The sequence below is a fragment of the Limimaricola sp. AA108-03 genome, from assembly GCF_050847355.1.
Taxonomy (GTDB): Bacteria; Pseudomonadota; Alphaproteobacteria; order Rhodobacterales; family Rhodobacteraceae; genus Limimaricola.
Genome location: NZ_CP193763.1, coordinates 1 through 26,394 on the forward strand (window position 1 = coordinate 1; position 26,394 = coordinate 26,394).

At 62.2% G+C, this 26,394-nt stretch carries 31 protein-coding genes and 4 pseudogenes; 23 read left to right on the plus strand and 12 right to left on the minus strand.

Going from position 1 to position 26,394, the window contains the following annotated elements; genetic code table 11:
• Positions 1-54: 54 nt before the first annotated feature.
• The 3 genes and pseudogenes from ACRAQ3_RS21105 to ACRAQ3_RS21115 all read left to right on the plus strand — a co-directional run.
• A complete protein-coding gene (locus ACRAQ3_RS21105) occupies positions 55-1,467 on the plus strand; it encodes a ParA family protein (RefSeq protein WP_099278739.1) in 1,413 nt (470 codons plus the stop codon).
• The gene (locus ACRAQ3_RS21110; RefSeq protein WP_099278738.1) at positions 1,467-2,459 is read left to right on the plus strand and encodes a ParB/RepB/Spo0J family partition protein; all 993 of its coding nucleotides are present in this window, start codon (positions 1,467-1,469) and stop codon (positions 2,457-2,459) included. Before ACRAQ3_RS21105 ends, ACRAQ3_RS21110 begins: the two co-directional genes overlap by 1 nt.
• Before the next feature lie 154 nt (positions 2,460-2,613).
• A pseudogene (locus ACRAQ3_RS21115) lies at positions 2,614-3,024 on the plus strand (class 1 fructose-bisphosphatase); the annotation flags it as partial.
• A gap of 570 nt (positions 3,025-3,594) precedes the next feature.
• Here the strand turns inward: ACRAQ3_RS21115 and ACRAQ3_RS21120 are convergent.
• Positions 3,595-3,783 carry a multicopper oxidase domain-containing protein gene (locus ACRAQ3_RS21120; RefSeq protein WP_035746442.1) on the minus strand — a complete coding sequence of 63 codons (189 nt, stop codon included), beginning with the start codon at positions 3,781-3,783 and terminating at the stop codon, positions 3,595-3,597.
• Positions 3,780-4,124 carry an ArsR/SmtB family transcription factor gene (locus ACRAQ3_RS21125; protein ID WP_035714448.1) on the minus strand — a complete coding sequence of 115 codons (345 nt, stop codon included), beginning with the start codon at positions 4,122-4,124 and terminating at the stop codon, positions 3,780-3,782. The genes ACRAQ3_RS21120 and ACRAQ3_RS21125 overlap by 4 nt, the downstream gene beginning before the upstream one ends.
• A gap of 56 nt (positions 4,125-4,180) precedes the next feature.
• Here ACRAQ3_RS21125 and ACRAQ3_RS21130 point away from each other — a divergent pair, with 56 nt between their 5' ends.
• The 3 genes from ACRAQ3_RS21130 to ACRAQ3_RS21140 are packed head-to-tail and all read left to right on the plus strand — an operon-like array spanning position 4,181 to position 6,789.
• Positions 4,181-5,035, plus strand: a complete 855-nt coding sequence (locus ACRAQ3_RS21130) for a cation transporter (protein ID WP_035714447.1) — start codon at positions 4,181-4,183, stop codon at positions 5,033-5,035.
• Positions 5,032-5,532 carry a signal peptidase II gene (gene lspA / locus ACRAQ3_RS21135; protein WP_035714444.1) on the plus strand — a complete coding sequence of 167 codons (501 nt, stop codon included), beginning with the start codon at positions 5,032-5,034 and terminating at the stop codon, positions 5,530-5,532. Before ACRAQ3_RS21130 ends, lspA begins: the two co-directional genes overlap by 4 nt.
• A gap of 3 nt (positions 5,533-5,535) precedes the next feature.
• On the plus strand, positions 5,536-6,789 hold the full coding sequence (locus ACRAQ3_RS21140) for a cytochrome P450 (RefSeq protein ID WP_035714442.1): 1,254 nt from the start codon (positions 5,536-5,538) through the stop codon (positions 6,787-6,789).
• Here the strand turns inward: ACRAQ3_RS21140 and ACRAQ3_RS21145 are convergent.
• From ACRAQ3_RS21145 to ACRAQ3_RS21165, 5 genes are all read right to left on the minus strand, one after another.
• Entirely contained in the window at positions 6,773-7,432 is a 660-nt protein-coding gene (locus ACRAQ3_RS21145; RefSeq protein ID WP_082849320.1) for a cation diffusion facilitator family transporter, read from the minus strand. The genes ACRAQ3_RS21140 and ACRAQ3_RS21145 overlap by 17 nt on opposite strands.
• Positions 7,433-7,543: 111 nt before the next feature.
• On the minus strand, positions 7,544-8,158 hold the full coding sequence (locus ACRAQ3_RS21150; protein WP_067631010.1) for a class I SAM-dependent methyltransferase: 615 nt from the start codon (positions 8,156-8,158) through the stop codon (positions 7,544-7,546).
• A gap of 4 nt (positions 8,159-8,162) precedes the next feature.
• Positions 8,163-8,864, minus strand: a complete 702-nt coding sequence (locus ACRAQ3_RS21155) for a cytochrome c biogenesis CcdA family protein (RefSeq protein ID WP_348348220.1) — start codon at positions 8,862-8,864, stop codon at positions 8,163-8,165.
• A 115-nt stretch (positions 8,865-8,979) separates the two neighbouring features.
• A complete protein-coding gene (locus ACRAQ3_RS21160) occupies positions 8,980-9,501 on the minus strand; it encodes a TlpA family protein disulfide reductase (protein WP_067631003.1) in 522 nt (173 codons plus the stop codon).
• On the minus strand, positions 9,498-10,076 hold the full coding sequence (locus ACRAQ3_RS21165; RefSeq protein ID WP_236737094.1) for a DsbE family thiol:disulfide interchange protein: 579 nt from the start codon (positions 10,074-10,076) through the stop codon (positions 9,498-9,500). The genes ACRAQ3_RS21160 and ACRAQ3_RS21165 overlap by 4 nt, the downstream gene beginning before the upstream one ends.
• Before the next feature lie 399 nt (positions 10,077-10,475).
• Between ACRAQ3_RS21165 and istA the strand changes: the two genes are divergently transcribed.
• The 4 genes from istA (at position 10,476) to ACRAQ3_RS21185 (ending at position 16,283) form a co-directional block, all read left to right on the plus strand.
• A complete protein-coding gene (gene istA / locus ACRAQ3_RS21170) occupies positions 10,476-11,963 on the plus strand; it encodes an IS21 family transposase (RefSeq protein WP_432256761.1) in 1,488 nt (495 codons plus the stop codon).
• Positions 11,960-12,724: an IS21-like element helper ATPase IstB gene (gene istB / locus ACRAQ3_RS21175; protein WP_432256760.1), complete on the plus strand. Its 765-nt coding sequence runs from the start codon at positions 11,960-11,962 to the stop codon at positions 12,722-12,724. Before istA ends, istB (ACRAQ3_RS21175) begins: the two co-directional genes overlap by 4 nt.
• A 274-nt stretch (positions 12,725-12,998) precedes the next feature.
• Positions 12,999-13,478: a CBS domain-containing protein gene (locus ACRAQ3_RS21180; RefSeq protein ID WP_254050197.1), complete on the plus strand. Its 480-nt coding sequence runs from the start codon at positions 12,999-13,001 to the stop codon at positions 13,476-13,478.
• A 252-nt stretch (positions 13,479-13,730) separates the two neighbouring features.
• Positions 13,731-16,283 carry an NAD-dependent epimerase/dehydratase family protein gene (locus ACRAQ3_RS21185; RefSeq protein ID WP_432257187.1) on the plus strand — a complete coding sequence of 851 codons (2,553 nt, stop codon included), beginning with the start codon at positions 13,731-13,733 and terminating at the stop codon, positions 16,281-16,283.
• Positions 16,284-16,415: 132 nt separating this feature from the next.
• Here ACRAQ3_RS21185 and ACRAQ3_RS21190 read toward each other — a convergent pair whose 3' ends face one another.
• Entirely contained in the window at positions 16,416-16,832 is a 417-nt protein-coding gene (locus ACRAQ3_RS21190) for a MerR family transcriptional regulator (protein WP_173812399.1), read from the minus strand.
• Positions 16,833-16,904: 72 nt separating this feature from the next.
• Between ACRAQ3_RS21190 and ACRAQ3_RS21195 the strand changes: the two genes are divergently transcribed.
• The 8 genes and pseudogenes from ACRAQ3_RS21195 (at position 16,905) to ACRAQ3_RS21230 (ending at position 19,795) form a co-directional block, all read left to right on the plus strand.
• Positions 16,905-17,294, plus strand: coding sequence for a mercuric transporter MerT family protein (locus ACRAQ3_RS21195; RefSeq protein WP_089885471.1), 390 nt, complete (start codon positions 16,905-16,907; stop codon positions 17,292-17,294).
• 12 nt (positions 17,295-17,306) lie between these two features.
• Complete coding sequence (locus ACRAQ3_RS21200; RefSeq protein WP_254050207.1) at positions 17,307-17,624, plus strand: heavy-metal-associated domain-containing protein; 318 nt, start codon at positions 17,307-17,309, stop codon at positions 17,622-17,624.
• Complete coding sequence (gene merF, locus ACRAQ3_RS21205) at positions 17,621-18,040, plus strand: mercury resistance system transport protein MerF (RefSeq protein ID WP_099278756.1); 420 nt, start codon at positions 17,621-17,623, stop codon at positions 18,038-18,040. Before ACRAQ3_RS21200 ends, merF begins: the two co-directional genes overlap by 4 nt.
• On the plus strand, positions 18,037-18,177 hold the full coding sequence (locus tag ACRAQ3_RS21210) for a hypothetical protein (protein WP_162620627.1): 141 nt from the start codon (positions 18,037-18,039) through the stop codon (positions 18,175-18,177). Before merF ends, ACRAQ3_RS21210 begins: the two co-directional genes overlap by 4 nt.
• 3 nt (positions 18,178-18,180) lie before the next feature.
• Positions 18,181-18,417: pseudogene (locus ACRAQ3_RS21215) on the plus strand (FAD-dependent oxidoreductase); the annotation flags it as partial.
• Positions 18,383-18,571 (plus strand): metal-sensing transcriptional repressor, encoded by a 189-nt coding sequence (locus tag ACRAQ3_RS21220; RefSeq protein WP_269398937.1) that lies wholly within the window; start codon positions 18,383-18,385, stop codon positions 18,569-18,571. The pseudogene ACRAQ3_RS21215 and the gene ACRAQ3_RS21220, both read left to right, overlap by 35 nt.
• Before the next feature lie 37 nt (positions 18,572-18,608).
• On the plus strand, positions 18,609-19,058 hold the full coding sequence (locus ACRAQ3_RS21225; protein WP_099278780.1) for an ion channel: 450 nt from the start codon (positions 18,609-18,611) through the stop codon (positions 19,056-19,058).
• 116 nt (positions 19,059-19,174) lie between these two features.
• Positions 19,175-19,795 carry a L,D-transpeptidase gene (locus ACRAQ3_RS21230; protein ID WP_173812398.1) on the plus strand — a complete coding sequence of 207 codons (621 nt, stop codon included), beginning with the start codon at positions 19,175-19,177 and terminating at the stop codon, positions 19,793-19,795.
• On the opposite strand, the gene ACRAQ3_RS21235 is transcribed toward ACRAQ3_RS21230, so the two are convergent.
• The 3 genes and pseudogenes from ACRAQ3_RS21235 to ACRAQ3_RS21245 all read right to left on the minus strand — a co-directional run.
• The gene (locus tag ACRAQ3_RS21235; RefSeq protein WP_432257188.1) at positions 19,756-20,412 is read right to left on the minus strand and encodes a hypothetical protein; all 657 of its coding nucleotides are present in this window, start codon (positions 20,410-20,412) and stop codon (positions 19,756-19,758) included. The genes ACRAQ3_RS21230 and ACRAQ3_RS21235 overlap by 40 nt on opposite strands.
• Before the next feature lie 74 nt (positions 20,413-20,486).
• A complete protein-coding gene (gene istB, locus ACRAQ3_RS21240) occupies positions 20,487-21,251 on the minus strand; it encodes an IS21-like element helper ATPase IstB (protein ID WP_432257189.1) in 765 nt (254 codons plus the stop codon).
• A pseudogene (locus tag ACRAQ3_RS21245) lies at positions 21,248-22,333 on the minus strand (Mu transposase domain-containing protein); the annotation flags it as partial. The gene istB (ACRAQ3_RS21240) and the pseudogene ACRAQ3_RS21245, both read right to left, overlap by 4 nt.
• Before the next feature lie 243 nt (positions 22,334-22,576).
• Here ACRAQ3_RS21245 and ACRAQ3_RS21250 point away from each other — a divergent pair.
• Positions 22,577-22,768, plus strand: a pseudogene (locus ACRAQ3_RS21250) (transposase); the annotation flags it as partial.
• A 197-nt stretch (positions 22,769-22,965) separates the two neighbouring features.
• Entirely contained in the window at positions 22,966-23,661 is a 696-nt protein-coding gene (locus ACRAQ3_RS21255) for a hypothetical protein (protein WP_099278603.1), read from the plus strand.
• Positions 23,662-23,707: 46 nt separating this feature from the next.
• Here ACRAQ3_RS21255 and ACRAQ3_RS21260 read toward each other — a convergent pair whose 3' ends face one another.
• Complete coding sequence (locus ACRAQ3_RS21260) at positions 23,708-24,094, minus strand: Rap1a/Tai family immunity protein (RefSeq protein WP_367869652.1); 387 nt, start codon at positions 24,092-24,094, stop codon at positions 23,708-23,710.
• Between the two features lie 222 nt (positions 24,095-24,316).
• Here ACRAQ3_RS21260 and ACRAQ3_RS21265 point away from each other — a divergent pair, with 222 nt between their 5' ends.
• The 3 genes from ACRAQ3_RS21265 to ACRAQ3_RS21275 all read left to right on the plus strand — a co-directional run bounded on the left by ACRAQ3_RS21265 (position 24,317) and on the right by ACRAQ3_RS21275 (position 26,377).
• A complete protein-coding gene (locus ACRAQ3_RS21265; protein WP_099278604.1) occupies positions 24,317-24,643 on the plus strand; it encodes a type II toxin-antitoxin system PrlF family antitoxin in 327 nt (108 codons plus the stop codon).
• Positions 24,640-25,158 carry a type II toxin-antitoxin system YhaV family toxin gene (locus ACRAQ3_RS21270; RefSeq protein ID WP_099278605.1) on the plus strand — a complete coding sequence of 173 codons (519 nt, stop codon included), beginning with the start codon at positions 24,640-24,642 and terminating at the stop codon, positions 25,156-25,158. The genes ACRAQ3_RS21265 and ACRAQ3_RS21270 overlap by 4 nt, the downstream gene beginning before the upstream one ends.
• Positions 25,159-25,250: 92 nt before the next feature.
• Positions 25,251-26,377, plus strand: a protein-coding gene (locus ACRAQ3_RS21275; protein WP_099278606.1) for an IS3 family transposase whose coding sequence is annotated in 2 segments (ribosomal slippage) — positions 25,251-25,515 and positions 25,515-26,377 — 1,128 coding nt in all. Because the reading frame shifts where the segments join, the coding sequence is not laid out codon by codon here.
• Positions 26,378-26,394 lie beyond the last annotated feature (17 nt).

Genomic DNA, 26,394 nt, shown 5'->3' on the forward strand with positions numbered 1-26,394 from the left:
GATCGGTATAATCCCGCTTAGGAGCCGGAGAGCAGAGAACGAGGAGACTGCAAAGTGCAGGCAGACAAGCAAACGACCGATTATACCGACCGGTATAATGACGCATCGAAGCCGCAGATGATCGACTTTATCAAGCGCCTCGCCCACGGCATGAGGGATATCGCCGGGCAGGTTCGTCAGGACGACACGATGAAGAAGCGTGTTGAGAAGACATTCAGCACACGCGAAGTCGGAGAGCTTCTCGGGCTGGGGAATGCCTACACCATCCGTGTGCTCAACCAAGCTACAAGCGACGATGACAGCTTCCCTGTGGGGCGGAAGACCGTCGGGCAAAGTGGACATACAGCCCACTACTCGATCTCCGAGATCATGATGATGCGGGCCTACCTTCAATCTCGCACGCACCGGAAGCACGAGTACTTGCACTGGCGCAAGCCGGGTGATCCGCTCCCCGTTGTGAGTTTCTCCGCCCAGAAAGGCGGCACCGGGAAGAGCCTGTCTGCTGCTCATTTCGCGCAGTATGTGGCCATGAACTACGGTCTGCGCGTAGGCATTCTCGACTGCGATCCGCAGGCTACTGTGTCGCTCTATTTCGCTGACAAGCAGACCAAGCTCTTCGAGCGAAACCGCAATACCGTGGCATCGTTCATGGGGCTCGACCTCGACCAGTTCAATGCACACCAGATCGTGGAGAAGTCGGCCGAGGATCTGAATGGGATGTGGCAGACCACCCAGTGGCCGGGCACCCGGCTCATTCCTGGCGGCGCAAACATTCAGGACGCTGATCTCGCGCTCCTCATGCTGTCGCAGAAGTCCGGCGGCACCGCTCCCGTGCATGCGGCCCTCAAGGATGCCATTGCTCGCTGGGACGCCGCGTATGGCCCGAATACCCTGGGGTCCGAGCTTCGCAAGTCCGATGGAAGCTTCGATGTCGAGAAGTATCAGGAAGCCCTTCACGAGACGGTCGACGTGATCGTAATCGACCAGCAGCCATCCTTCACGCTTGTGCAGCTCAACGGCTTGGTTGCCGCGACCAACCTGATCGTGCCGCAGACCATGAAAGGTTTCGACCTCAAAACGCTCAGCACCTACGCCGACAACGTGCAGGTCTACCTCTCCGAGATGGCGATCGAGGATCGAGTGATCGGTGGCGGAAACCACATCGTGCTCCCGACCATCATCCAAGAGGCCAACGAGAAGGACGTCGATCAGATCGTCGACATTCATAGACGCCACCCGGGCCTCGTGTCTCAGGTCTGGTATTCGAGATCAGATGCCGTCGCCAACGCGGCTGAGGAATACAAGTCCATCTACGAGTACGATCCTCCGCGAAGCAGACGACCTTCTGCGAAGGCATTTATTCAGAATGCGAATGCCGTGAACGATGCACTGGCCAAACTGGTGTGGGGTGGGGCGCTTCCATCGCGCGGCCACGCCGAGAAATTCATCGCTGAGAGGTGGGTGTGATGGCGAAGAGGAAGCTGAACTCGGCACCGATGACGGACGAGGAGAGGGGAGTGCCGCAAGCGACGGCGCAAACCTTCGAGAGCTACGAGGAGCCGCGCGGCGGGCTGGTTGGCCACCAAATGGGCCATGCCACCAACGACATCCTCAAGAAGGTGATGGACGGAAGGGTCTCGGTGGTCATGAAGACCTCGCAGATCGAGGACGCCCTCGGCAGCGACCGCAAAGGCAACTGGGTAGAGGACTCGGAGTTCAGGCTGCTAAAGGAGAACATCGCTGCGCGCGGGCAGACCCAGCCGATCCGTGTTCGCCCAATGAATCCGGACTGGCGCCCTAACCACAAGAACCCGACCGTCATCAATGGAGCTGCGCAGTTCCTTCTTCTGTCCGGTCGGCGTCGCCTCCGGGCGCTGCAGGAATTGGGTGTGGATGAGGTGCAAGCCATCATCGCGCCTGACATGAAAAGCGCACTGGACGGGCACGAAGACCTCACCATCTCGGACCTCGAGGAGCGCTACTCCGAGAATGCCATTAGGCAAGACCTGACGCCGTTTGAACGCATCCTGTCGATCGGGCAGATCGCGATCAGGCTGAAGCACGAAGAGGATGCGACCCAGGCGCACATCGCAGAGCGCTTGGGTGTTGCGCAGCCGCTCGTATCTGTCGGTGTGAAGTGTGCCCAGAACGCCGATAAGGCGCTCGACTGGTTCGGCCCGAAGGCGAGCATGGACATGATCCGGGATCTCGCGCCATTCCTCGACAAGAGGGAAACGCTTGCTGAGGCGAAAATGGCGCTGGCCGAGAAGAGAGAGAAGGGTAGGGGGACCGCCGCGAAACGCGCCCAGAAGACGATCCCAGGTGGGGGGACATATAAGCTGGAGCGGAACGGTAAAAAGGTCAGCCTCACCGCTAAGGGCATCTCCATCCCACCCGTGAAGCAAGAGGACTTCGAACGAGAGCTGTTGGATCTCATTCAGCGATACCGAGATGGCTAACCGATTATACCGATCGGTATAATCCGATATCCCCAGCGCAAGGTTGGCTGGCACCGCTATCCTTTAATTGTATTTCTTATAAATATCAGGGGGTTGATTGTAGATTTATTGTGGCGGCGCGCTTTAACCTTGCGACTCCGAGGGCGCTATAGTGTCACCGCTGTGGGAGGACCCTGTCCGGACCTATGTCGAGGAATGCCTCGCCGGCGTCGATGGGATGCGCCAGCGCAGCTTCAACATGCGGTGGCTTGCCTCGATGGTGGCCGAGGTACATCGCATCCTGCTTCTAGGCGGTGTGTTCCTCTATCCCATCGACCGAACGCTTCGGGAGAGTGGGGGCAAGTTGCGCCTGCTTTACGAGGCCAATCCGATGAGTTTACTGATCGAACAGGCAAGGGGCATGGCCAGCACTGGGCGGGCGCGACTTCTCGAGATTGCGCCCGAAGGACCACATCAGTGGGTTCCGGTTATCTTGGGATCGGCGTGCGAGGTGGATAGGATTATCGAACTGCACCGCATTTTCGATGGAGCATCACAGTCACGTAGTGCGCGGGCCCCTGCCTAAGGACAACCTTAGTCACGCCGGTTCGGGCAAGGGGAGGGACCTTAAACAATACGAGAGGGCGAAGACCCTACGCGTGTTCTCGGAGACCGCGTGGTCGGCGTAGCCGCGGGCGGTGCCGACGAGGCGGTCAAGCCGGCCGGAGCCCGCGACGTGGGTAGGCAGCGAGATCGGGGCAGGGATTTCAGGCGTGTCTGGAATGCCGAAGAGCCTATCACGCTCATGTTCGATAAGGGGGCTTATCGGACACTAAAACGAACTGGGGCCGGGCTGTGTGTCGTTTTTCACAAATAAGTTCAGCAGCCTGTCACAGACGGTTCAGTGAACGGCCGCAGCGTCGAAGCAGCCGTTCGCGCAGATCGCAGCGAACGGCTTGAGGGAGCCCTTTTTGACGAATGCTGCCGAGCGACTGGACGGCCGCTTCGGCGGACCCGCAGCTTAGCGAGGTGTTCTCCGTTCGGGTCTAGACATACTCCGTAATGCGTTTCAACAAGGCGACACCGGCACCTGATAGAACGCCGCAAGAAGACGTAAGCTCTTGACGACGCCCGGTGTCGAGCGGGTGGGGTCCTGTTATGTGACCGTAAACTGCCCCATCATGCCCGCATCCTCGTGTTCGAGGATGTGGCAGTGATACATGAATGGTGTCTCTTCCGAAGCCAGCTTGTCGAACCTCAGCAGGATTCCGGTCGGACCCTGCACACGGACAACATCTTTCCAACCGATCTGCGCCGAGTCGACCGGCCGTCCGTTCTGACTCACGCCTCACGATAATTGTCACACGCCTCAACGCCCTCTGCGACCACGTCGAGAAGTGCGTCCACATCGCTCAGAAGAACCGTGATGCGCGGGCTGCTGATACGGTAGCGGATGAAACGCCCATCGCGATCGCTGGCGACAAGCCCGCACTCCAGCAGGCACCTCAGATGGTTGGAGACGTTGGGTTGCGATAGTTCCGTCCGCTCGACGAGCTCGTGAACGGCCAATGGCTCGTTGCAAAGTGCACCGAGGATGGCCAGGCGGCTCGGGTCCGCGAAGCCGCGGAACAGCTTCGCCCGTCGCTCGATGGTTGCGCTCTTGCGGTCATCGACCAATTGCGCCATATCACTCCTCGCTGATATGTTGTTCTTCGATTCATCCTAGCAGGAATAGCGCGACCATGGCCAACACCGAAAATGCCGGATCGACGGCAGATGTCCCGCCCGTCCGTTACCGGGTTTCCGGTATGGATTGCGCCAAGGATGCCGCGCAGATCGAGCGGGCGGCACAGGCAGCCGGGGTCGCGCCCGGCGATGTGAAAGTGTCGGCCGCGACGCACATCATGACACTGACTGCACCCGAAGTGCGCCTGCCGGACATCGAAAAGGCAGTCGCGGTGACAGGCTATGGCTTCGACCGGATCGAGGGCGATGAAGACATTCCGCCGAATCCTGCCCATCAGGACCCGGCCTACCGCCGTGCCCTCTGGATCGTCGTGATCCTGAACGTGGGATACGGGGTCCTCGAAATGATCGGCGGTTTCATTTCCGGATCGCAGGCCGTGAAGGCCGATGCGCTCGATTTCATCGGCGATGGCGCGATCACCTTCCTCGGCCTGCTGGCCATCGGCTGGAGCCTCGCTTGGCGGGCACGGTCGGCTCTGATCCAGGGCATCTTCCTCGGGCTCCTCGGTCTTGGCGTCCTCGGCACGACCATCGTCCGGGTCTTCGAACAGACGACGCCGGATGCAGGTCTCATGGGCCTGCTCGGTATGATCGCCCTTGTCGTGAACGTCGTCTCCGTTCTGCCGCTGCTGCGATTCCGCAAGGGCGACGCGAACATGCGGGCTGTCTGGCTGTTCTCGCGCAACGACGCTATCGGCAATGCGGCGGTCGTCATCGCCGCCGGTCTCGTGGCGTGGCTGGGCAGCGCGTGGCCCGACCTTATCGTCGCCTTCGGTATCGCCGGACTGTTCCTGCACTCCGCTTGGGCCATCATCCGCGACGCGCGGGGCGATCTGAAGGCGACGGCATGAACGGTCGCGTTCTCGGTGGGCTCTGCGCAATCGCAGCGCTCGGTCTCGATCAGGGCACCAAGGCGCTCGCCCTGACCACACCGGCGCTCGAGAGCGGGGTCGAGGTTTTACCCTTTCTTAACCTCGTGCGGGTTCTGAACGATGGGGTCAGCTTCGGTATGCTCGGCGGGTTCGTACCGTGGTGGGGTCTCATCGCGCTTGCTGGCGTGATCGTGGCATGGCTATTGATCTGGTTATGGCGCGCGCCGGACAGGCTGACAGCTGCCGCTCTCGGTCTGATCATCGGCGGCGCACTCGGCAATATTCTTGACCGCGTACGCTATCAGGCCGTTCCTGACTTTCTCGACTTCCATTACGGATCATACCACTGGCCGTCCTTCAATCTCGCGGACGTAACGATTTTCTGCGGCGCAGCCCTGCTGTTCTGGGACAGCTTCCGCTCTGCGAAGGACAAGCCTGGTCAGAGTGAACGCAAGGAAAACACAACGGGGGTGTAACCCATGTTCGGCATACCATCTGCGAAAGGCTTTGACAGCACACTCGCCCTGCTGCGCAACCCATATGGGTTCATCTCGGAGACCTGCCGCGCACTCGACACAGACCTGTTCGAAACCCGCATCCTCCTTCAAGAGACGATCTGCATGACCGGCGCGGCGGCAGCGGAAGTTTTCTATTCCGAGGATAAACTGATCCGCGCGGGCTCGATGCCGGGCCGCATACAGAAGACCCTGCTGGGCGAAGGCGGCGTTCAGGGATTGGACGGCGCTGCCCACCAGCACCGCAAGAAGATGTTCATGTCACTCATGGGGACCGAGCGGATCGCCGCGCTTCAGGGCACGTCGCTTCACATGTTGGACAAATATGCGCCGGACTGGGAGGCGAGGAACGAGGTCGTCCTCTATGACGAAGTGCGCGAAATGCTCACAAGAGCTGTCTGCGCCTGGGCCAGGGTGCCGCTTGATGAAGCTGAGGTGGCGACCCGAAGGGCGCAGCTTACAGCGCTTTTTCAGGACGCCGGGGCCCTTGGCCCCAAACACTGGCGCGCGCGTCTGGCGCGCCACCGCCTGGAAAAATGGGCAGCACGGCTAATCCAACAGGTCCGCGATGGTGAGCTTCAGCCGACGCAGGAAAGTGCCCTTCATATCATCGCGACATGGCGCGATCTCGATGGGGAGTTGTTGACCCCCAGGGTGGCCGCCGTAGAGCTGTTGAATGTCCTGCGCCCGACCGTCGCGGTATCCGTGTTCATAGTTCAGGCGGCGCATGCTTTACATCGGCATCCCGAGTGGCGGCAAAAGCTGAAGGACGACGAGGGACAGCTCGAACCTTTCGTGCAAGAGGTCCGCCGTCTGTATCCGTTCTTTCCCGCGGTTGCGGCACGGGTGAAGAGCGATTTCGAGTGGCGCGGATATCGCTTTCCCAAAGGGTACAGGGTTCTGCTCGACCTCTACGGCACGAATACCGACGCTCGTTCGTGGGACGCGCCGCAAGAGTTCCGGCCCGAGCGGTTTCACGATCGGGAGGTCACTCCCTACGAGTTCATTCCGCAGGGCGGTGGCGATCACCACAGGAACCACCGTTGTCCGGGCGAGTGGATCGCGATCAGCCAGATGAAGGCGTTTTGCAGTTTCTTCGTGAACGCCATCGACTACGAAGTGCCGGATCAGGATCTGGATCTGGATCTGGAAACCGGAGAACTGCCGCCCATGCCCAAATCTCGGTTCATCATGCGTAACGTCAGGCCTCGGCAGTAGCTTCGCCCTCGTCCGGATCGACCGACCGCGCATCCTTCGTGGCCTCGAACGCCTCCCATGCAACGTAGGGCACGATCAGAAGCGCCGCCACCGGGTCGGCCCACCACCAGCCCATCCATTGCGTCAGACCGATCCCGGCCAACACCACGATCGTCTGATACTGGCAGATCATGGTGTCCTTGGCATCGTACTTCAGGGCGGGCGCATCGAGCCGCTTGCCGTAGCGATACTTGCCCCAGGCGAGGAACGGGTTGGCCACGAGCGAAGCACCCAGAATCGCGATACCCCACCAGTTGAAGCCCGGCGCCTTCTGCGAAATGAAGGCGGAGACCGCCTCGTAGAGGATCGCCGCGACGACGATCCAGAAGGCACAGGCAACCACGTAGAGCGCGACCTTCTTGCGGTGCAGGACCGTGCGCTTGTCGGCACCGTCCACCTCACTCTTCAAGCGCCAGATCAGAGTCGCAGCCGAGGTGGCCTCGACCGTACTGTCGAGGCCCCAACTCACCAGCGCTGCGCTGCCGGTCAGAAGTCCCACGGTGACGGATACGACGACCTCGATGATGTTGTAGACGAGGCTGGCGATCTCGACCCGGATGCCGCGCGTCAGATTGGCCTGCCGGTTATCTTGATGACTGCTCATAACACCTCATCACCGCAAAATTTTCGGCGAAAGTTCGAGGCGAGAATTGGCTACCTTGCCATCAGTTGCGCCACGGATCGAAAGCCGAGATTGTCCTGTTTCCAAGCTTCCTCAGTAGAGGCGAGCTTGTCCCTCATACATGAAAACCAAGGGCTTCGGACCTGTCGCGTAACCGGTGTTGAGCCGCTCCATGCGGAAGCCGCTTGTCTCGATCAAGTCGGCCGTCGGGCGGTCAAGATGGCAGTTCCCGGCGCAGTGTTTCCAGACAGGCGTCAGCCAGCGTTGCCAGCGCCGGATACGGGGTCCGGGCGCCAGGCCATGCTCGACGAAGCGGAAGACGCCATCCGGCTTGAGAACGCGCCGGATCTCGGCGAGAGCCTTCTCCGGTTCCGAAACGCTGCAGAGTGTCCAGGTGGCGACGACGCAATCGACGCTGCGATCTTCGAGCGGCAATGCTTCGGCCACGCCCTCGATCATCTCGGCCGCGGGCATCAGTCCATGGGAGGTTTGCGCGGCCCGAGAGAGGAGTTCGGGCGACGGATCAATACCGATGATCTGGCGCACGGCCTCGGGGTAGAGCGCAATGTTCAGGCCCGAGCCGATTCCGATCTCCAGCACACGCCCATGCAGCCCGGAGATGGCGCGGCGCCGGTAGGGAAGAAGTTGATCCTGGCCCATCGCCAGATGCGTCAGCCGAGGGAGGATATGTTTCTCGTACAGTCGCATCTGTTCACCCGATCCGCGCAAGGACAGGGAAGGTGTCCAGCAGCCAGTAGGCCAGTGCGCTCAACCGCCCGGTCATCATCGCCAGGCCCATCAGGATCATGACGCCGCCCGCAGCCTGATGCAGGCGGCGACCCCAACGACCGATGCCGCGCAGCCTGCCGGCAATACTGTCGGTGAACCCCGCGACGACCAGAAACGGGATCCCAAGGCCGGCCGAGTAGACGGCAAGCAATGCGACGCCCTCGCCAATCGTCGCGCTTGTCGCGCTGGCGGTTAGGATGGCACCGAGGATCGGCCCGATGCACGGTGTCCAGCCGAAACCGAAGGCGAGTCCGAGCACGTAGGAGGCGACCGGTTGCCCGCCCGGCAGGTCGAGATGGAAACGCAGGTCGCGCTCCATGGCCGACAGGCGCGCTGCCCCGATCATGAACAGACCGAACAGGATCACGATCGCGCCGCCGACGAGGTTGAGTTCGTAGCGCCACTGCAGCAGCGTCTGACCGAGCGCGGTGGCAGAGGCCCCAAGCGCGATGAATATCGTGGAGAAGCCAAGGACGAAACAGAAGCTGAGCCAGACGGCCCGCCCCTTCGAAGGCGCTGCACTGCCGGTGACCGTACGTCCGGCAACGTAGGATACGTAGCCGGGCACGAGCGGCAGCACGCAGGGCGACAGAAAGGAAACGGCACCGGCCAGCAATGCCGCCATTAGTCCAAGAACGGAAAGTTCAATCAAATCCACATCTCCAAACTGATCGGTAGACCGCCACCACGTGTGCGCACGGAGCGGAACGGCTGGCGCGGTCGTCGTGCTTTTCCATGTCCTATTGCTTACGTTCGTCAATAAGAGCGCTTATCTGCGCAACGGCTTCGGGGCTGTTCCATTCGGCCGGGCCTGCGAGGCGCCCCCGCTCGCGCCCAATGCGGTCGATCAGAATCGTTGTCGGCAGACCCACCACGGCCAAGGCCAGCATCGCGCGCGTATCCTCCGCGATATAGAGATCGAGGTTGCGAATGCCGGTCTCTCGGTAGAAGCGGCGCACAGGTTCGAGACCGGCCCGATCGATCGACAGCGGCAGAACATGAAAATCCGATCCGCCGAGGCGCGCTTGCAGCGCGTCGAGCGTCGGCATCTCCTCGCGACAAGGCGGGCACCAAGTCGCCCAAATGTTCAGAAGCACGACACGTCCCTCGAAGTCCGCCAGCGTCAGATCCCGTCCATCTCCATCCACGAAAGGCGGCGACAGGAGATCACGCGGAGTCCCGTGATTAGGGATCGGTGGTCGGGCGGAGGCAGGGCTTGCCGCAAGCGCCAAGACTCCGGCAAGGACGTCACGTCGCCTCACGGGTCGCTCTCAGCCTGCAACCGGCGCACGACCGGCAGAATGTCCTCCTCAAGCGAGGCCTGATCAAAGGGGCCGACATGCTTGTATGCAATGCGCCCCTCGGCGTCGATTATGTATGTTTCCGGCACTCCATAGACGCCCCAGTCTATCGCAACGCGGCCTGATCGGTCCGCGCCGATGCGGGTGAAGGGATCGCCGAGCTCTTCGAGGAAACCCAGCGCCTCCTCGGCATTGTCCTTGTAGTTGATACCGTAGATCGGAACGGTGCCCGCTTCGGCAAGATCGACGAGAAGCGGGTTCTCCGTGCGGCAGGGGACGCACCACGACGCCCAGACGTTGACGAGAGAAACCTGGTCTAGCAGGTTCGCCGAGGCTAGGCCGTCCTGCCGCCCTTCGATGGGCGGGAGCGCGAATTCCGGGATTGGTCTTCCGATCAGCGTCGAGGGCAACCGGTCGTCGTTGTTCCAGAGGCCCCAGTAGAAGACTACGCCCAGCAACCCAAACAGAAGAATAGGCAAAATCATGAGCGGCCGTCCGCTCCGGCGCCGCTGTTCTTGGTTATCCTTCGAACTCATAGCCTGCCATCAATGCTTGGAAGGAATAAGGTATCAGCAACCGCTGATATGAAGCAAGCCGTCGCCGATCACAATGCCGAACGATGGGGGAGGCTTGGCCGCGGCTTCGCAGACCCGAGCCATACTTACTGTCTAGATTCTTAAGAAATCAGCGAAAGGTCGGTATCTGAAGAGGCCGTTGAATTCAGACCTCTGAACGGCCCCTTCGTCCCGCATAGCAGCCAGCGGACCTAATCCGGGTCTGCGTCCGCTTTGGCACTTCCTGTATCCAGCGCTCTATATGAGAACGGCGGTGAGAAAGTCGGCCATGGTAGCGGCAGGGTGAGCCTGCTGCGGACGGCGTAAAAGTCGTCCACCTTTACCCTTTCTGAAGGCAGGGAGGGCGGGAGGATTTTCACCGTGGACTTGTATCGCAAGGTGCGACTGGCCTGTGCCGAGGGAATGAGCCAGCGAGAGGCGGCGCGTCATTTCAACATCTCGCGCGACAGCGTAGCCAAGATGATGGCGTTCTCTGTGCCGCCCGGATACCGCCGCACGGCGCCCGTGAAGCGGCCGAAGCTGGATGCCTATACGGGGATCATCGATGGCTGGCTGGAGGGGGATCGCGCGGTTCACCGCAAGCAGCGGCACACGGCCAAGCGGGTGTTCGAGCGGCTTCGCGACGAGCATGGGTTCACCGGCGGCTACACGATCGTGAAGGATTACATGCGGGAGCGCGAACGGCGCGGCCGCGAGATGTTCGTGCCGCTGGCGCATCCGCCCGGTCATGCCCAGGCCGACTTCGGCGAGGCGGTGGTCGTCATCGGCGGGATCGAACAGAAGGCGCATTTCTTCGTCATGGACTTGCCGCACAGCGATGCCTGTTTCGTGCGGGCTTACCCGGCGGCGACAGCGGAAGCCTGGGTCGACGGCCACGTCCATGCCTTTGCATTCTTCGGCAAGGTGCCCGCCTCGGTCCTCTACGACAACGACCGCTGCCTGGTTGCGAAGATCCTGCCGGACGGAACGCGCAAGCGTGCCACGCTCTTCAGCGGGTTTCTGTCGCACTACCTGCTTCGCGACCGCTACGGCCGTCCAGGCAAGGGAAACGATAAGGGCAACGCAGAGGGCCTGGTCGGCTACTCCCGCCGCAACTTCATGGTGCCGCTCCCGCGGTTCGCGAGCTGGGACGCGTTCAATGCCTACATGGCGGGGCAATGCCGCAAGCGCCAGGCTGATGTCCTACGCGGCCAATCAGAGACCATTGGAGAGCGGCTGGCGCGGGATCTGGCAGCGATGGCCGGCCTGCCGACCGCGCCGTTCGATGCCTGCGATCAGGCCACCGGGCGGGTCAGCTCCCAAGCCCTGGTGCGCTACAGGACCAACGATTACTCGGTGCCGGTCGCTTATGGCCACCGCGACGTCTGGATCAGGGGGTATGTCGACGCGGTCGTGATCGGCTGCGGCGGCCAAGTCATCGCGCGCCACCCCCGCTGCTACGACCGCGAGGACATGGTCTTCGACCCGGTCCATTACCTCCCGCTGATCGAGCGCAAGATCAACGCCTTGGACCAAGCAGCCCCCTTGGCCGAATGGGACCTGCCGTCGGAGTTCGCGACCCTGCGCCGCCTGATGGAAGCGCGAATGACCAAGGCAGGACGGCGGGAGTATGTGCAGGTCCTGCGCCTGCTGGAGACCTTCGACATCGACGATCTCCACGCCGCCGTGAGGAAGGCGCTGCACTTGGGCGCGGTCGGCTTCGATGCCGTAAAGCATCTCGTTCTCTGCCAGGTCGAAAAACGGCCGCCGAAGCTGGACCTCGACGTCTACCCCTATCTGCCGCGCGCGACTGTCGGGACCACGAAGGCCGCCAGCTACATGGCGCTCCTGTCGGGGGATGCGGCATGATCGACACCCCGAAGATCCTGCTCGCGGATCATCTGAAGACGCTGAAGCTGCCCACCTTCCTGCGGGAATACGAGAAGCTCGGCCGCCAATGCGCCATCGAGGGGCTGGACCATGTTCAGTTCCTGGCCCGCCTGGTCGAGCTGGAGCTGATCGACCGCGAGCGCAGGATGGTCGAGCGCCGCATCAAGGCCGCGAAGTTCCCGGCGGCCAAGAGCCTCGACAGCTTCGATTTCAAGGCGATCCCCAAGCTGAACAAGATGCAGGTGCTGGAGCTCGCCCGGGGCGAATGGATCGACCGGCGCGAGAATGTCATTGCCTTGGGGCCCAGTGGAACCGGCAAGACGCATGTCGCCCTCGGGCTGGGGCTGGCCGCCTGCCAGAAAGGGCTGTCGGTGAGCTTCATCACGGCCGCCGCGTTGGTCAGCGAGTTGATGGAGGCCCGCGACGAGCGCCGGCTGCTTCGCCTGCAAAAGCAGCTGGCCGCCGTCAAGCTGCTCATCATCGACGAGCTGGGCTTCGTGCCCTTGTCGAAGACCGGCGCCGAACTCCTGTTCGAGGTGATCTCGCAGCGCTATGAGCGTGGCTCGACGATGATCACCAGCAACCTGCCATTCGATGAGTGGACCGAAACCTTCGGCACCGAACGCCTGACCGGCGCGCTGCTCGACAGGCTGACCCACCACGTCAATATCCTCGAGATGAATGGCGACAGCTATCGGCTCGGCCAAAGCCGGGCACGAAAGGCCGCAGCCCCCACCTGATCCTCGCCGGATGAATTGGCCTCGCGGGCCAATGCGCCATGCCACGCCCCAGCTACGGGGCAAGCGGGCGCGGCATGGCGCTTGCCGCCGCGCCGCTGGCCTGGTTTTGCGCCGCCGCGTGGCCGATTTTTGGTCCGCCGTTGACACCCAGAGGCGCATGGCACCGATCTATGAACGGGCGCGCCGCCTGTCTACTGCCCGAAGGGGAAATTCGCTCACGAAACCGTCACCTTGCGGATCGTCGCCGAGGCGCGCGCGAAGCGGGAACGCGGCTATGGGTCTGTTCGTTGTCATCCCGCACTCAACAGAGGAGCGAAATATGCAAGTCCAGGACATCATGACCAGCGATCCCGTCTGTTGCGGCGGGAACACCACCATTCAGGAGGCCGCAAAGCTGATGGCCGAACACTCCATCGGGGCGCTTCCGGTGCTCAACGACGCGGGCGAGCCGATGGGCATCGTGACGGATCGCGACATCTGCTGCGGCGGCGTAGCCGAAGGCAAGTCCGGGGATACGGCCGTCTCCGAGGTCATGTCGACGGATGTGCTGACCACCTCGCCGGAGGAGGACGTCTCCTCCTGCTGCAACAAGATGGAAGAGCGCCAGGTGCGCCGCGCCGTCGTGACCGATGGCGAAGGCAAGTGCTGCGGGATGGTGGCGCAGGCCGACGTGGCGCGTGAGGCGCAGGGCGCGGAAACCGCGGATCTCGTCCAGAAGGTCTCGCAGCCGGAAGGCCGTTCGGGCTGCTGCTGACAAGACGGGCGGAGCGCCGCGAGGTGCTCCGCCTCTTTTTTCCGTCTCGGCGGCGATGTCTGGACCCGTCGTCCATGCCGGAGGTTGAGGGGGTCGAAGGCCTTACGAGTATCGGTGCGGCTACAGCACAGGAGACATAGATGATGGACGGCGGAATGATGTTCGGCATGGGGATCTGGTGGCTGGTGATCCTTGTGCTGGTGATCCTCGCGATCTTGGCGCTGGTGAAGTATCTGCGCAAATAGGTGAGGAATGACGGAGACACCGGACAAACCCGTCGTTCTCGTCACCGGCTCCAGCGGCTATCTTGGCGGAGCGGTCGTGCGACGCCTGCATCAGAGTTACCGCGTTGTCGGGCTTGATCGCCATTCGCCACCACACCCGCCTCACCAAGCGGAATGTGTCTGTTTCGATATCACCGATCAGCAAAGCGTAGACAAAGCTCTGGCGAGGGTGCGGCTTGCCTATGGCGATCGCATTGCCGTGTGTATTCATCTCGCGGCCTATTTCGATCTGACGGGTGAGGACAGCCCCGCATATGACGCCGTGACGGTGGAGGGGACGAAGCGGCTGCTGAAGGGATTGCAGGAGTTCCAGCTCGAGCAGTTCGTCTTTGCCTCCACCATGCTCGCGCATGCGCCGACTTCGCCGGGGCAGCCAATCGATGAAGACGTGCCGTTCGATACGAAGCTTCCCTACCGTGCCTCGAAGGTGCGCACCGAGGCGATGTTGAGACAGGAGAAGGGCGAAGAAAAGCTTGTCCTGATGCGCCCTGCCGGCATCTACGACGACCAGGGGCATTCCACGTTCCTGGCTCACCAGATCGCGCGCATTTACGAGAAGCGCTTCAGCGGCAAAGTCTACCCGGGCGATCTGTCACGCGGACAGGCCTTTCTGCATCTCGAAGACCTGCTGGATGCGATCGAACGCATCGTGGATCGTCGGATGGATCTCCCGGATGTGCTTCCGGTTCTGTTGGGCGAAGCCGAACCCATTCCCTTCGGAGAGTTGCAGCGCCTGATCGGGCACGAGTTGCATGGAGAGGATTGGATCACCTGGAACATCCCGCCGAAACTCGCCAAGACCGGCGCTTGGGGTGAGAACCGGATCTTCGGCGAGGACGCCTTTATCCGAGCCTGGATGGTGGACATATCCTCCGATCACTACGAGCTGGACCTTTCGACCGCCCGGGAGCAGTTGGGCTGGCAGCCGCAGCACGGCCTGCGGGAAGACATGCCGCGCATCCTGCGAAATCTGAAGGATGATCCCTATCACTGGTATTCGGAAAACGGGCTGAATGCCGCGCGGGTTTCCGCGACCAAGGTCGTGCAGGCGAATGCCGAGCAGCACGGCGAGGACGACAGCCCCGCCGAAGCGGACTCGGCCGCGCGCGAGCACGACAACCACATGCGAATGATGCATTTCCAGATGCTCTGGGTGCATTGGCTGGTGGCCGGGCTGGGTCTTTGGCTGGCCACTGCGCCTTCCGTTTTCGGCACCTTCGACCAGACCGAGTTCAGCGCCGCCGTGCAGCGTGTCACCGAAGATCGTGGACTTTGGGCCGCGGCAACGCGCAGCTGGTTGACGGCCTGGAATGACGTTTTCACAGGACTGGCGATCACTGCCCTGGCGCTGATCTCGATGCGGCCTGGCAACGGTTGGGCGCAATGGGCCAACGCCGCGCTGGGGGTCTGGCTGTTGACGGCGCCTTTGGTCTTCTGGACGCCGGACCCGGCGGTTTATGCGAACGACACGTTGATCGGCGCGCTCGTCATCGCGCTGACCATCCTGATCCCGATGATGCCCGGCATGTCGCGCGAAGGCATGATGGATGAAGGCGACATACCGCCAGGCTGGACCTACTGTCCGTCCACCTACGTGCAACGACTGCCGATCATCGCGCTCGGAGTGGTGGGCTTTCTTCTGTCGCGCATCCTGTCTGCCTACCAGCTGGGTCATGTCGACGGCATCTGGGAGCCATTCTTCTCTTCTCCTTCGGCTCTGAACGGCAGCGAATATATCGTCACCTCCGACGTCTCCAAGGCTTGGCCGGTGGCCGACGGGGGGCTGGGCGCCATGAGCTACATGTTCGAAATCCTGATGGGGGTGATGGGAAGTCGAAAGCGGTGGCGCACGATGCCATGGATGGTCGCGCTCTTCGGCATCGTCGTCGGTCCATTGGGGATCGTGAGCATCTACTTCATCATCATTCAGCCGATCACGATTGGCACCTATTGCACGATCTGCCTGTTGGCGGCGGCGGCGATGCTGATCATGATCCCGTTCTCGCTCGACGAGATCGTGGCAATGATCCAGTTCATGATCTGGAATACGCGGCGCGGCCGCCCATTCTGGCGTGCCTTCTTCCAAGGCGATGCGTTGCCGGGGTCGACAAGCGGAGGTTCGATGAGCTTCGATGCCGTGCCTACGAAGCTGCTTCGGCAAAGCGCGCGCGGTGTCACCGTCCCATGGACCCTTGGCCTCAGCGCCGCCCTCGGCGCCTTCTTGATGCTGTCACGCGCCATCTTCGGCAACGAGATGCCCTTGGCGGGCAGTGATCATCTGGTAGGCGCGCTGGTCCTGACGACCGCCGTGATCGCGTGGGCCGAGGTCGCGCGACCGCTGCGCTTCCTCAATCTGGGCTTCGGACTATGGCTCGTGATCGCGCCCTGGCTGCTGGGTGGCGGCACGGTCCCGGGAAGCCTCGTTGGCATCCTGGCCGGCTTGGCGCTGATCATTCTCAGCCTGCCTCGGGGTCGGCGTAGCGCGGAGCATTACGGCAGCTGGGACCGATACGTGGTCTGAAACTCGCGGCGATCCCTGCGCGCCGGACCGAGATGCGGTCGAGTTGACGAGGCGGATATCTCAGCGCTTGGGTCGGCGTTGAGTCTGTTGGCAGCCGTGTTTGTGAGGCGACCGCGCAGGAGTAACCGGCGCTCAGTCCAGCAGGGCGTCCAGCACGGGGCACTCCGGGACCTCGGTTCCGCTGCATTGCGCCACCGTGTCGCTCAATGCTCTTTCAATCCGTTGCAGATCGACGATCTTGTCCTGCACATCCTTGAGATGGGCCGAGGCGATCTCCTTCACCTCGGCACAAGTCTGGTTGTGGCTGTCGACGAGGCTGAGCAACCCTCTGATCTCCTCGAGAGAAAATCCGAGATCACGCGCGCGCATGACGAAGCGCAATCGGCGCACATGATCCTCACCGTAGCTGCGGTAGCCGTTCGGGTCCCGCGGCGGATCGGGCATGACGCCGACCGTCTCGTAGTAGCGAATGGTCTCAAGGTTGCATCCGGTGGCCCGGGCAAGGGCGGCTCGCTGCATCGGCTTCACGGAAGGGTGATCTTTTCCCATTCGGAAAGTCCTTGAGCCTGTATCTGCTACAGACCTTAGGCCTCCTTGCAGATGATCGCAAGGAGACCATGCATGGACACCACGGATTCTGCATTGCCGAGGGACGCGTCAGACGTCCCGGAAGGCCGCGGCTGGACGGCCACCGCGTTGGCGGCGCTCGGTGCACTGGCCATGACCTCCTGCTGCATCCTGCCGCTGGTGCTTGTCAGCTTCGGGGTCAGCGGGGTTTTCATCGCCCAGATGGGCGCCCTCTATGCCTACAAGTGGTATACCTTCGGCATCGCCGCCGCGTTCCTGGGTTACGGCTTCTACAAGGCTTATCGGCCTGTCCGCTGCGCCGATGGCACCTGTGCCCGCCCGATGAACCGCACCGCGATGCGCTCCGTTCTCTGGATAGCGGCGGCAGTGATCCTCATTGCCATGCTGTTTCCCTACGCCTCCCCCTACATCCTCTCGTTCTGAAAGCACACTGACATGAGAAACATCCTTTCCGGCGCCCTGGCGCTGTCCGCGCTTTTCGCCGCCCCCGCCTTTGCCGCCGAACAGGTCGTCCGCCTCGAGGTCGGGGGACTGACGTGTCCCTCGTGCTCGTTCATCGTCGGCAACTCGCTGAAATCCGTAGAGAGCGTGGTGATCGAGGACTTCGCCGAGGGCGAAGACCCGAGCGAGGGGCTTTATACGGTCCGTTTCGACGACGAAGTCACCTCCACTGACGCCCTCATCGCGGCGGTCGAAGAGAACGGCTACCCGGCGGCGCTTCTGGAAGACCCGGTGAGTGGCGAGGGTTCGTGAAGCGGGGTCTCGATCATCTCGATCAACCGAGAGAGCAGCCGGACCAGGCCGAGGCGAACCGCCTGCTGAAGGGTGGCCTCGGCGGCGCAATATTCGCGGCGATATGCTGCTTCACGCCACTCCTTGTCCTGGCGCTGGCTGGCGCAGGCCTGTCGGCGGTGACGGGGTGGCTCGACTACGCGCTGTTCCCGCTGCTGTTCGTCAGCCTCGCGGTGGTCGCGCAGGCTTTGTGGCTGCGTGCCGGACGGCCCGGGCCGTCCCCCAAGATCTGGGCCGCGCTCATTGCGGTGCTGCTCTCGGTCTTGATCATCGTTCTGGAGTTTCGCGGGGCGCTGACCCTCACGCTCCTCGCCGCGGCGCTGACCGGTGCCTACGCTCTCTTTCTCAACCGCAAGTCCAGGGAGGTCCGACCATGATGGCGGCTGCCTGCTGTTCTCCCATCGGCCTTTTCACGGGCCTGTTCTCGATGGCCGAGCCTTTGCTGGCGATCGGCGCCATTCTCTACCTGGTCCTCGCCAAACCGAAGACCGATCCGACGACGAAAGTGACCTGAACCATGAATGACTGCTGCTCGAACGAAAACAAAGCATACGACCTCATTGTCGTGGGCGCCGGTTCCGCCGGGTTCTCCGCCTCGATCACCGCCGCCGAGGCTGGCAAGCGCGTCGCGCTCGTGGGCCATGGGACGATCGGAGGGACTTGCGTCAACTTTGGCTGTGTGCCGTCGAAGGTCATGATCCGTGCGGCCGAGGCGCTGCATGGTGCGAGCGCGGCTGCGCGATTTCCCGGCCTGCGCCGTGCGCTCGGCGCTCAAGGCGGTGGAACGGCTCCTGATCGAAGACCACGCCAACCACTGCATGGAGGCGGCGATCCTGTCGGGCGACGCCGATGAGCAGCGCTCCAAGTTCCGCGAGATGGTCGCCCTGCTCGAGAAGGCGCGGGATTGATCGGGAACGGATCTGCCCCGATCCTCATTGAGCCCGCATGATCCAGGCTATCTTGCTCTCGATCCTCGTCGTCGCGATCTGCACCGCGATCCATTACGGGACGCTGAAGACCGTGTCCGATGCGATCGCCCGCGGTGGCAACACAAAGCGTGGTCGCCACCTCGCGCTAACCGTCGGCGCGGTTACCACTGCGCATGTGATCGAAGCGCTGGTCTACACGGCGATCTTCCTATGGGCGGCGCGGGGGCTGGGGATTGGCGAACTGAACGTGCCGGGCCCTGAGACCAAGGACGTAGGCATCATGGATTATTTCTACTTCTCGTTGGTCAATTTCACCACGCTGGGGCGGGGCGACCTGAACCCGGACGGCCATCTGCGGTTCATCACCGGGATCGAGGCTTTCCATGGCTTCCTGATGATCACTGCGTCGGGTTCGTTCATGCTTCAGGTGATGGGCGGCAAGGTGCCCCTGACCGAGAGTGGCTGACTGGTTCGTGTGTGGCGCCGGAGCAGGTTCTTCCGGCATATCGATTTGAGTGATGAACCCACAGAGCCGGGCAGACTTTCAGTCATGGTAACCGGTCGAGCATTGAGGCGAATGGCATGCAAAGACGACAGTTTCTGACACGGGCCGCAGGTTTTGGAGCGGCAAGCGCTTGGCTTCCCGGATCGGCATGGGCGCATTCCAGCCAGGAATTGCCTGAGAAGTTCCTGCCGCGCGAAGTCGAGATCGCGGCGGGTATCGCCCCCGGGGAGATCCACGTGATGCCGGACGAGTTCGCGCTCTACTGGACGCTGCCGGAGGGCAGGGCCATCCGCTACAGCGTCGGCGTCGGGCGTAACGACCTTTATCATGCCGGACGCTATGTCGTGCAGGTGAAGAAAGAGTGGCCGAGCTGGAAGCCTACGCCGGCCATGGTGAAGCGGGAGCCCGAAAAATATGAGAAGTATGCGGAAGACGGGATGCCCGGTGGGCTCGACAATCCGCTCGGCGCGCGGGCGCTCTATCTCTTCGTCGACGGCCGCGACACCTATCTGCGCATCCATGGCACCAACCAGCCTTCGACCATTGGTCGAGCGGTCTCGAACGGCTGCGCGCGGCTCGTGAACGACCACATCATCGAGCTCTACGAGAAGGTCCCTCTGGGCACGAAGGTCTATCTCTACCCGAAGGCGGGCAACCCCTACAACCCGGACCAGCACGGCATGGACCACCACAGTTGAATAGGACGGCTTTCGTAGCCCTTGCCGACCATTGCAGCGATGTCGCACAGGATGATCTCGCGCAGCACGCGGTCGGTGTGGTGCCAAATGTGGCCGGGGGCGTCATGCCGCAGGACAGGCAGGGGCGGAACCCGCTGGCTTTCGTACGGTGGAGGGCGGTGCCGTTGTCGAGATAGCGCTGCGGCCCTTCCATGTCTGCGTTCCCGGCCATTAGCGGGGCCAGGCTTTGCCTCGCCCACCGGTTTCAACGATACCATTGCACCATGGACATCACCTTTCAGACGCTGCTGCCTGCCTTCGGTCTCGGGCTGCTCGGCTTCGTCGAGCCCTGCACACTCGGGGCGCATGTGCTGTTTCTCGAGGGGCAGCGACACCGCCCCGCTGCGCAGAGGATGAGTGCGGCACTGGTTTTCTTGATGGCGAGGATTGTCGTGATGGGCGGCTTCGGCGGTCTGGTCGTTCTGCTTGGACAGAGGCTTGTCGGAGTGCAGACGGGCATGTGGCTGGTCTTCGGGGCGGTGTACCTGAGCCTGGGCACCGCGATCTGTCAACGGCGGGCCAAAAACCGGCCACGCGGCGGCGCAAAACCAGGCCAGTTGCGAGGCGGCAAGCGCCATGACGCGCTCGCTTGCCCCATAGCTGGGGCGTGGCATGGCGCATTGGCCCGCGGGGCCAATTCATCCGGCGAGGATCAGGTGGCGGCTACGGCCTTTCGAGCCCGGCTTTGGCCGAGCCGATAGCTGTCGCCATTCATCTCGAGGATATTGACGTGGTGGGTCAACCTGTCGAGCAGCGCGCCGGTCAGGCGTTCGGTGCCGAAGGTTTCGGTCCACTCATCGAATGGCAGGTTGCTGGTGATCATCGTCGAGCCGCGCTCATAGCGCTGCGAGATCACCTCGAACAGGAGCTCGGCGCCGGTCTTCGACAAGGGCACGAAGCCCAGCTCGTCGATGATGAGCAGCTTGACGGTGGCCAGCTGCTTTTGCAGGCGAAGCATGCGGCGCTCGTCGCGGGCCTCCATCAGCTCGTTGACCAGCGCAGCCGCCGTGATGAAGCTCACCGACAGCCCTTTCTGGCAGGCGGCCAGCCCCAGCCCGAGGGCCACATGGGTCTTGCCGGTTCCACTGGGCCCCAAGGCAATGACATTCTCGCGCCGGTCGATCCATTCGCCTCGGGCGAGGTCCAACACCTGCATCTTGTTCAGCTTGGGGATCGCCTTGAAATCGAAGCTGTCGAGGCTCTTGGTCGCCGGGAACTTCGCGGCCTTGATGCGGCGCTCGACCATCCTGCGCTCGCGGTCGATCAGCTCCAGCTCGACCAGGCGGGCCAAGAACTGGACATGGTCCAGCCCCTCGATGGCGCACTGGCGGCCGAGCTTCTCATGTTCCCGCAGGAAGGTGGGCAGCTTCAGCGTCTTCAGATGATCCGCGAGCAGGATCTTCGGCGAGTCGATCATGCCGCATCTCCCGACAGGAGCGACATGTAGCTGGCCACCTTCGTGGACGCGACATGAGCGCGCGGCAGATAGGGATAGACATCGAGGTCCAGCTTCGGCGGCCGTTTCTCGACCTGGCAGAGAACGAGATGCTTCACGGCATCGAAGCCGACCGCGCCCAAGTGCAGGGCTTTCTTCACGGCGGCGTGGAGATCGTCGATGTCGAAGGTCTCCAGCAGGCGCAGGACTTGCACATACTCCCGCCGTCCCGCCTTGGTCATTCGCGCCTCCATCAGGCGTCGCAGGGTCGCGAACGCCGGCGGCAGGTCCCATTCGGCCAAGGGGGCCGCCTGGTCCAGGGCGTTGATCTTGCGCTCGATCAGCGGAAGGTAGTGGACCGGGTCGAAGACCATGTCCTCGCGGCCGTAGCAGCGGGGATGGCGTGCGATGACCTGACCGCCGCAACCGATCATGACCGCATCGACATACCCCCTGATCCAGACATCGCGGTGGCCATAGGCGACCGGCACCGAGTAATCGTTGGTCCTGTAGCGCACCAGGGCTTGGGAGCTGACCCGTCCGGTGGCCTGATCGCAGGCATCGAACGGCGCGGCCGGCAGGTCGGCCATCGCTGCCAGATCCCGCGCGAGCCGCTCTCCGATGGTCTCGGACTGGCCGCGCAGGACATCAGCCTGGCGCTTGCGGCACTGTCCCTCCAGATAGGCGTTGAACGCGTCCCAGCTTGCGAACCGCGGGATCGGCACCATGAAGTTGCGGCGCGAGTAGCCGACCAGACCCTCCGCGTTGCCGTTCGCCATTGGGCTCGAACCAATGGCGCCTTCAATGGCTCACTCGTTGCCCTTGCCGGGCCGGCCGTAGCGGTCGCGGAACAGGTAGTGCGACAGAAACCCGCTGAAGAGCGTGGCGCGCTTGCGCGTTCCGTCCGGCAGGATCTTCGCCACCAGGCAGCGGTCGTTGTCGTAGAGGACCGAGGCGGGCACCTTGCCGAAGAATGCAAAGGCATGAACGTGGCCATCGACCCAGGCTTCCGCTGTCGCCGCCTCGAGAGGAAGCTTGGTTCTATGACAGGAACGACAAAACGGTTTGGTTCGTTAAGTGACCCATCCGTGGCGTCTCTTCCCTATCAGTGTGGTGAGGCGCAGCGTAGTGCGTTGATTTAACAGCGGTATACTCCGGTATTTTTGGAGGTATACCGGTATAGATGGGCGCATACCGATAAATACTGACCGGCTGCCTGGCTGACTGCGGACGGACTGCCGCGCCAGCGCGGATCGCTCGTTTCCGGGTTGCTGCGATTGAACGCATCTTCTTCGCAGACACCTACTCCCCTGGCTGGTGACTGGCCCTACCTCTGGCTCGACGCCACCTACCTGAAGGTGCGTCAGGGCGGACGGATCGTCTCGGCTGCGGCCATAATCGCCGTGGCCGTGAACACGGATGGGCGCCGTGAAATCATCGGTCTCAGCATTGGTCCCTCGGAAGCCGAGACCTTCTGGACCGACTTCCTGCACACCCTAAGAGCGCTTCTCTTACCTTAGGCACGAGTATCCCGATCCCCCATTACGGGACTACTGGATGCCTCCCGACAAATCTTCCTTGGCATGTTTAGGCGGGCGAGCGGTGTGCCGCAGCTTTCTTGTCGATCAGGCTTCGATCTAGGCGATCGGGCACAATCTTCTAAGTGCGAACAGACACAGGCTGCGAGGAGATTTCGATGTTGGGAAACGCGATCGGATACGAGCGAGAGGGCGACACGCTCATCGTCAGGCTCCCCTATGCCAAGAAGGGCTGGTTTCGCCGCAAGTTCAAAACAGCGAAGTGGAATCCGGAACGCAGGGCCTGGGTTCTCCACAAGAACCTGAGGAAGAAGCTCGACGCTGCGATCATCGAAGACAAGAACGCACCGACTGGCTCCTTTGGCGTCAGCAACGGATCTGCTCCCTCTGCCGTGCTCAGGAGCTGGGATGCCGAGGCAGAGAACGATTGGATTGACGACAACGGCGATCATCACCTCGCCAACTATGACCGCGATGGCCTGGCCTACTATGCGAACCGCGCCGACGCGCCCGAGTTCGGCGCTAAGCCAGCGCCCTCCAAGCCTGCCGCACCCGAGATCAAACCGAACGCACCCAAGAGAGGCCCGAACGCGGTCAGGAAGTATATGCTCCTCATCGCCAAAGACATTGGAGTGAATGTCGAACGCCAGCTGCCCGAGGCAAAGCTCAAGCCAGGCCGCTACGAGAGCTTCTATGGTGCCGGAGCCTCCTATGTGCGGGGCTTTGTCGAGGCGCTCGACAAGGTGCAGAAGCATGGCAGTCATTTCCCAGACAAGCGCGCGCAGGCGTATCTCGACTACCGCGCTGACCTGGACGCTCTGCGTGAAGCCTATCCGGGCTGGATGGGATCCTGATCGGGTTCCTGACTGACTGTCTGATTGGATGCGGACCGTTTGTGGGTCAGCAGGGAAACGTTTTCGTCAGCGCTCGATGGACGATGGCAGGGGAATGCTCATGCCAAAATTCGGGGTGGGCTCTTAGAAATTTGAGAGCGATAGCCTGCAACTGACCACCCGTTGCGTCTCGTGGAGTGCATGCCTTTAGAATTTCGTGGCCGATTATGTGAAGGTTTTCGACGTCAGCGCCCATCGCCATGGCACCAGCGTCGACCCCATACCGCATGCCTGAGGTCGTCCCGATAATCAGCGCCGTGCACACCAAGTTATCCGTCTGAGATTCACTGTTGCAAAGTTCGACCAACGACCCGCCGGGAGCGCCCTGTGCGTGGGTGCCTGATGCGTAGGCGGAGGCGAGGGAGACTGCGAGCAAAGCGGTTCTGACAGGCAAAGTTCACTCAATCTCAGCTTATGGGAGCGGCACCATGCACCAGCGGCATGGACCGCGATCGCCAAACCAGCTGCGACCGACCATGACCATAGGGAACGTCTCTTGGGGTGAGAACTCGACTCCTCATTCTCTCATAGCGGGAATCTGTGCCCAACTTGACATGACAATGCAAATGCATTATCTACCTGGTGTCGAAACGGCCAACCTGCTCAGGAGTCTGCTGTGACCGCGCTCGCTCATGATGTCTCGAAGCTCACCGATCGCTATCAGACGACCGTGCCAAGCGGCGTGCGCAAGCAGCTGCACTTGGACAAGGGTGATACAATTCGCTACTGCACCGAGCCGAACGGCCGTGTCTATATCGAGCCTGTGCATGCCGAAGAAGAAGATCCCGCGCTTGGTGCATTCCTCGACTTCATCGCAGCTGACATCACAGCGCATCCGGAACGTCTTCAGGCGTTCGAGGGTGCCTTGCATGACCGCTTGAAGGCACTGGTCAGAGAGGTCGAAATCGATCTCGGTGAGCCACTGTCGCCTGAGGACGAATGACTGGCGGTGCTGCGCCCGCCGAAGCGCCGCTCGTCATCAACGGATGGTCGATCTATGCGCACCCAGTCTTCCTTGAACAGCTGGAAGCGCTGATCGCTGAGGTCGAAGGCCGTAAGGCGCGCGACCCTCAGAACTGGCACAGGAAGAACTGCACGAAGCGATTGGCTGCAATTCTCAAGCTGGTGACCGAGGCGATACCAGCTGATCCGGGCGCCCGAGACTTCCGGCAGGGCAACACACTTGGCGATCACCGCCGGCACTGGTTCCGAGCAAAGTTCTTCCAGCAGTATCGGTTGTTCTACCGGTTCAGCAGTGAGGCAAAGATCATCGTGCTTGCGTGGGTAAACGACGAGAAGACCTTGCGCGCCTATGGCAGCAAAACCGATGCCTATGCGACCTTCACCGGGATGTTGAACGACGGCAACCCGCCAGAAGATTTCGACGCGTTGATGAAAGCGGCCATGGGTGCGGCGGAGCGGTTCGAGAGAGGCCTCGGGGCCGAGCCTGGCCGCTGAGGAGGGCGTCGGGGAGAGCTCCTATGTTCTGCCCCCAATGGAGTGCTCCGCCCACTGAGATAGATTTATCTCGTCAGGAGGAGGACTACAGGATGGTTGGAAAGCGCGAAAAGCCCGAGGACATCGTGCTGAAGCTGCGGCAGATCGAGGTGCTGCACGGGCAAGGCATGCCGGTCGCCGATGCGGTGCGCCAGGTCGGGATCACGCAGCAGAGCTACTACAGATGGCGCCGGCAATATGGCGGCATGAGCCGGAGCCAGCTGAAGCGGTTGAAGGAGCTCGAGAAAGAGAACCAACGGCTCAGGCGGGCGGTCTCCGATTTGACGCTCGACAAGCTCATCCTGGCCGAGGCGGCGCAGGGAAACTTCTAAGCCCCTCGCGCCGACGCCAATGCATCGACCATGTGCGGCAGGAGCTGGGGGTGTCCGAGCGCCGCGCCTGCCGCACGCTGGGCCAGCACCGCTCCACGCAGAGAAAGGTGCCACGCGGCCGACCGGACGAAGCGCGCCTGACGGCGGACATCATCGAGTTGGCGCGCCAGTATGGCCGCTACGGATACCGTCCCATCACGGCGCTGCTGAAGCAGTCTGGCTGGCAGGTGAACCTCAAGCGGGTCGAGCGCATCTGGAAACGCGAGGGGCTGAAGGTCCCCCAGAAGCAGAAGAAACGAAGCCGGCTGTGGCTGAACGATGGCTCGTGCGTTCGTCTGCGACCGGAGCGGCCCCACCATGTGTGGTCCTACGACTTCGTCCAGGACCGGACGCATGACGGCCAGGCTTACCGCATCCTCAATATCATCGATGAGTTTACGAAGGAGGCGCTGATGATCCGTGTCGATCGAAAGCTCAACTCCACCGACGTGGTGGATGCGTTGACGGACCTGTTCATCCTGCGCGGGCCGCCTGAGTTCATTCGCTCCGACAATGGACCTGAATTCGTAGCCACGAAGGTGCGAGACTGGATCGAAGCCGTGGGTGCCAAGACCGCCTTCATCGAACCCGGATCACCTTGGGAGAACGGTTACTGCGAGAGCTTCAATGCCCGCTTTCGCAACGAGCTGCTCGACGGGGAGATCTTCTACACGCTGCGCGAGGCCCAGATCCTGATCGAGCGATGGCGGAGGCACTACAACACCGTCCGGCCCCACAGCGCCCTTGGCTATCGCCCGCCGGCGCCGGAAAGCATCGTGTCCATCGACCGGAGGCCCACCATGCATTAACAATTAACCTGGAGCAC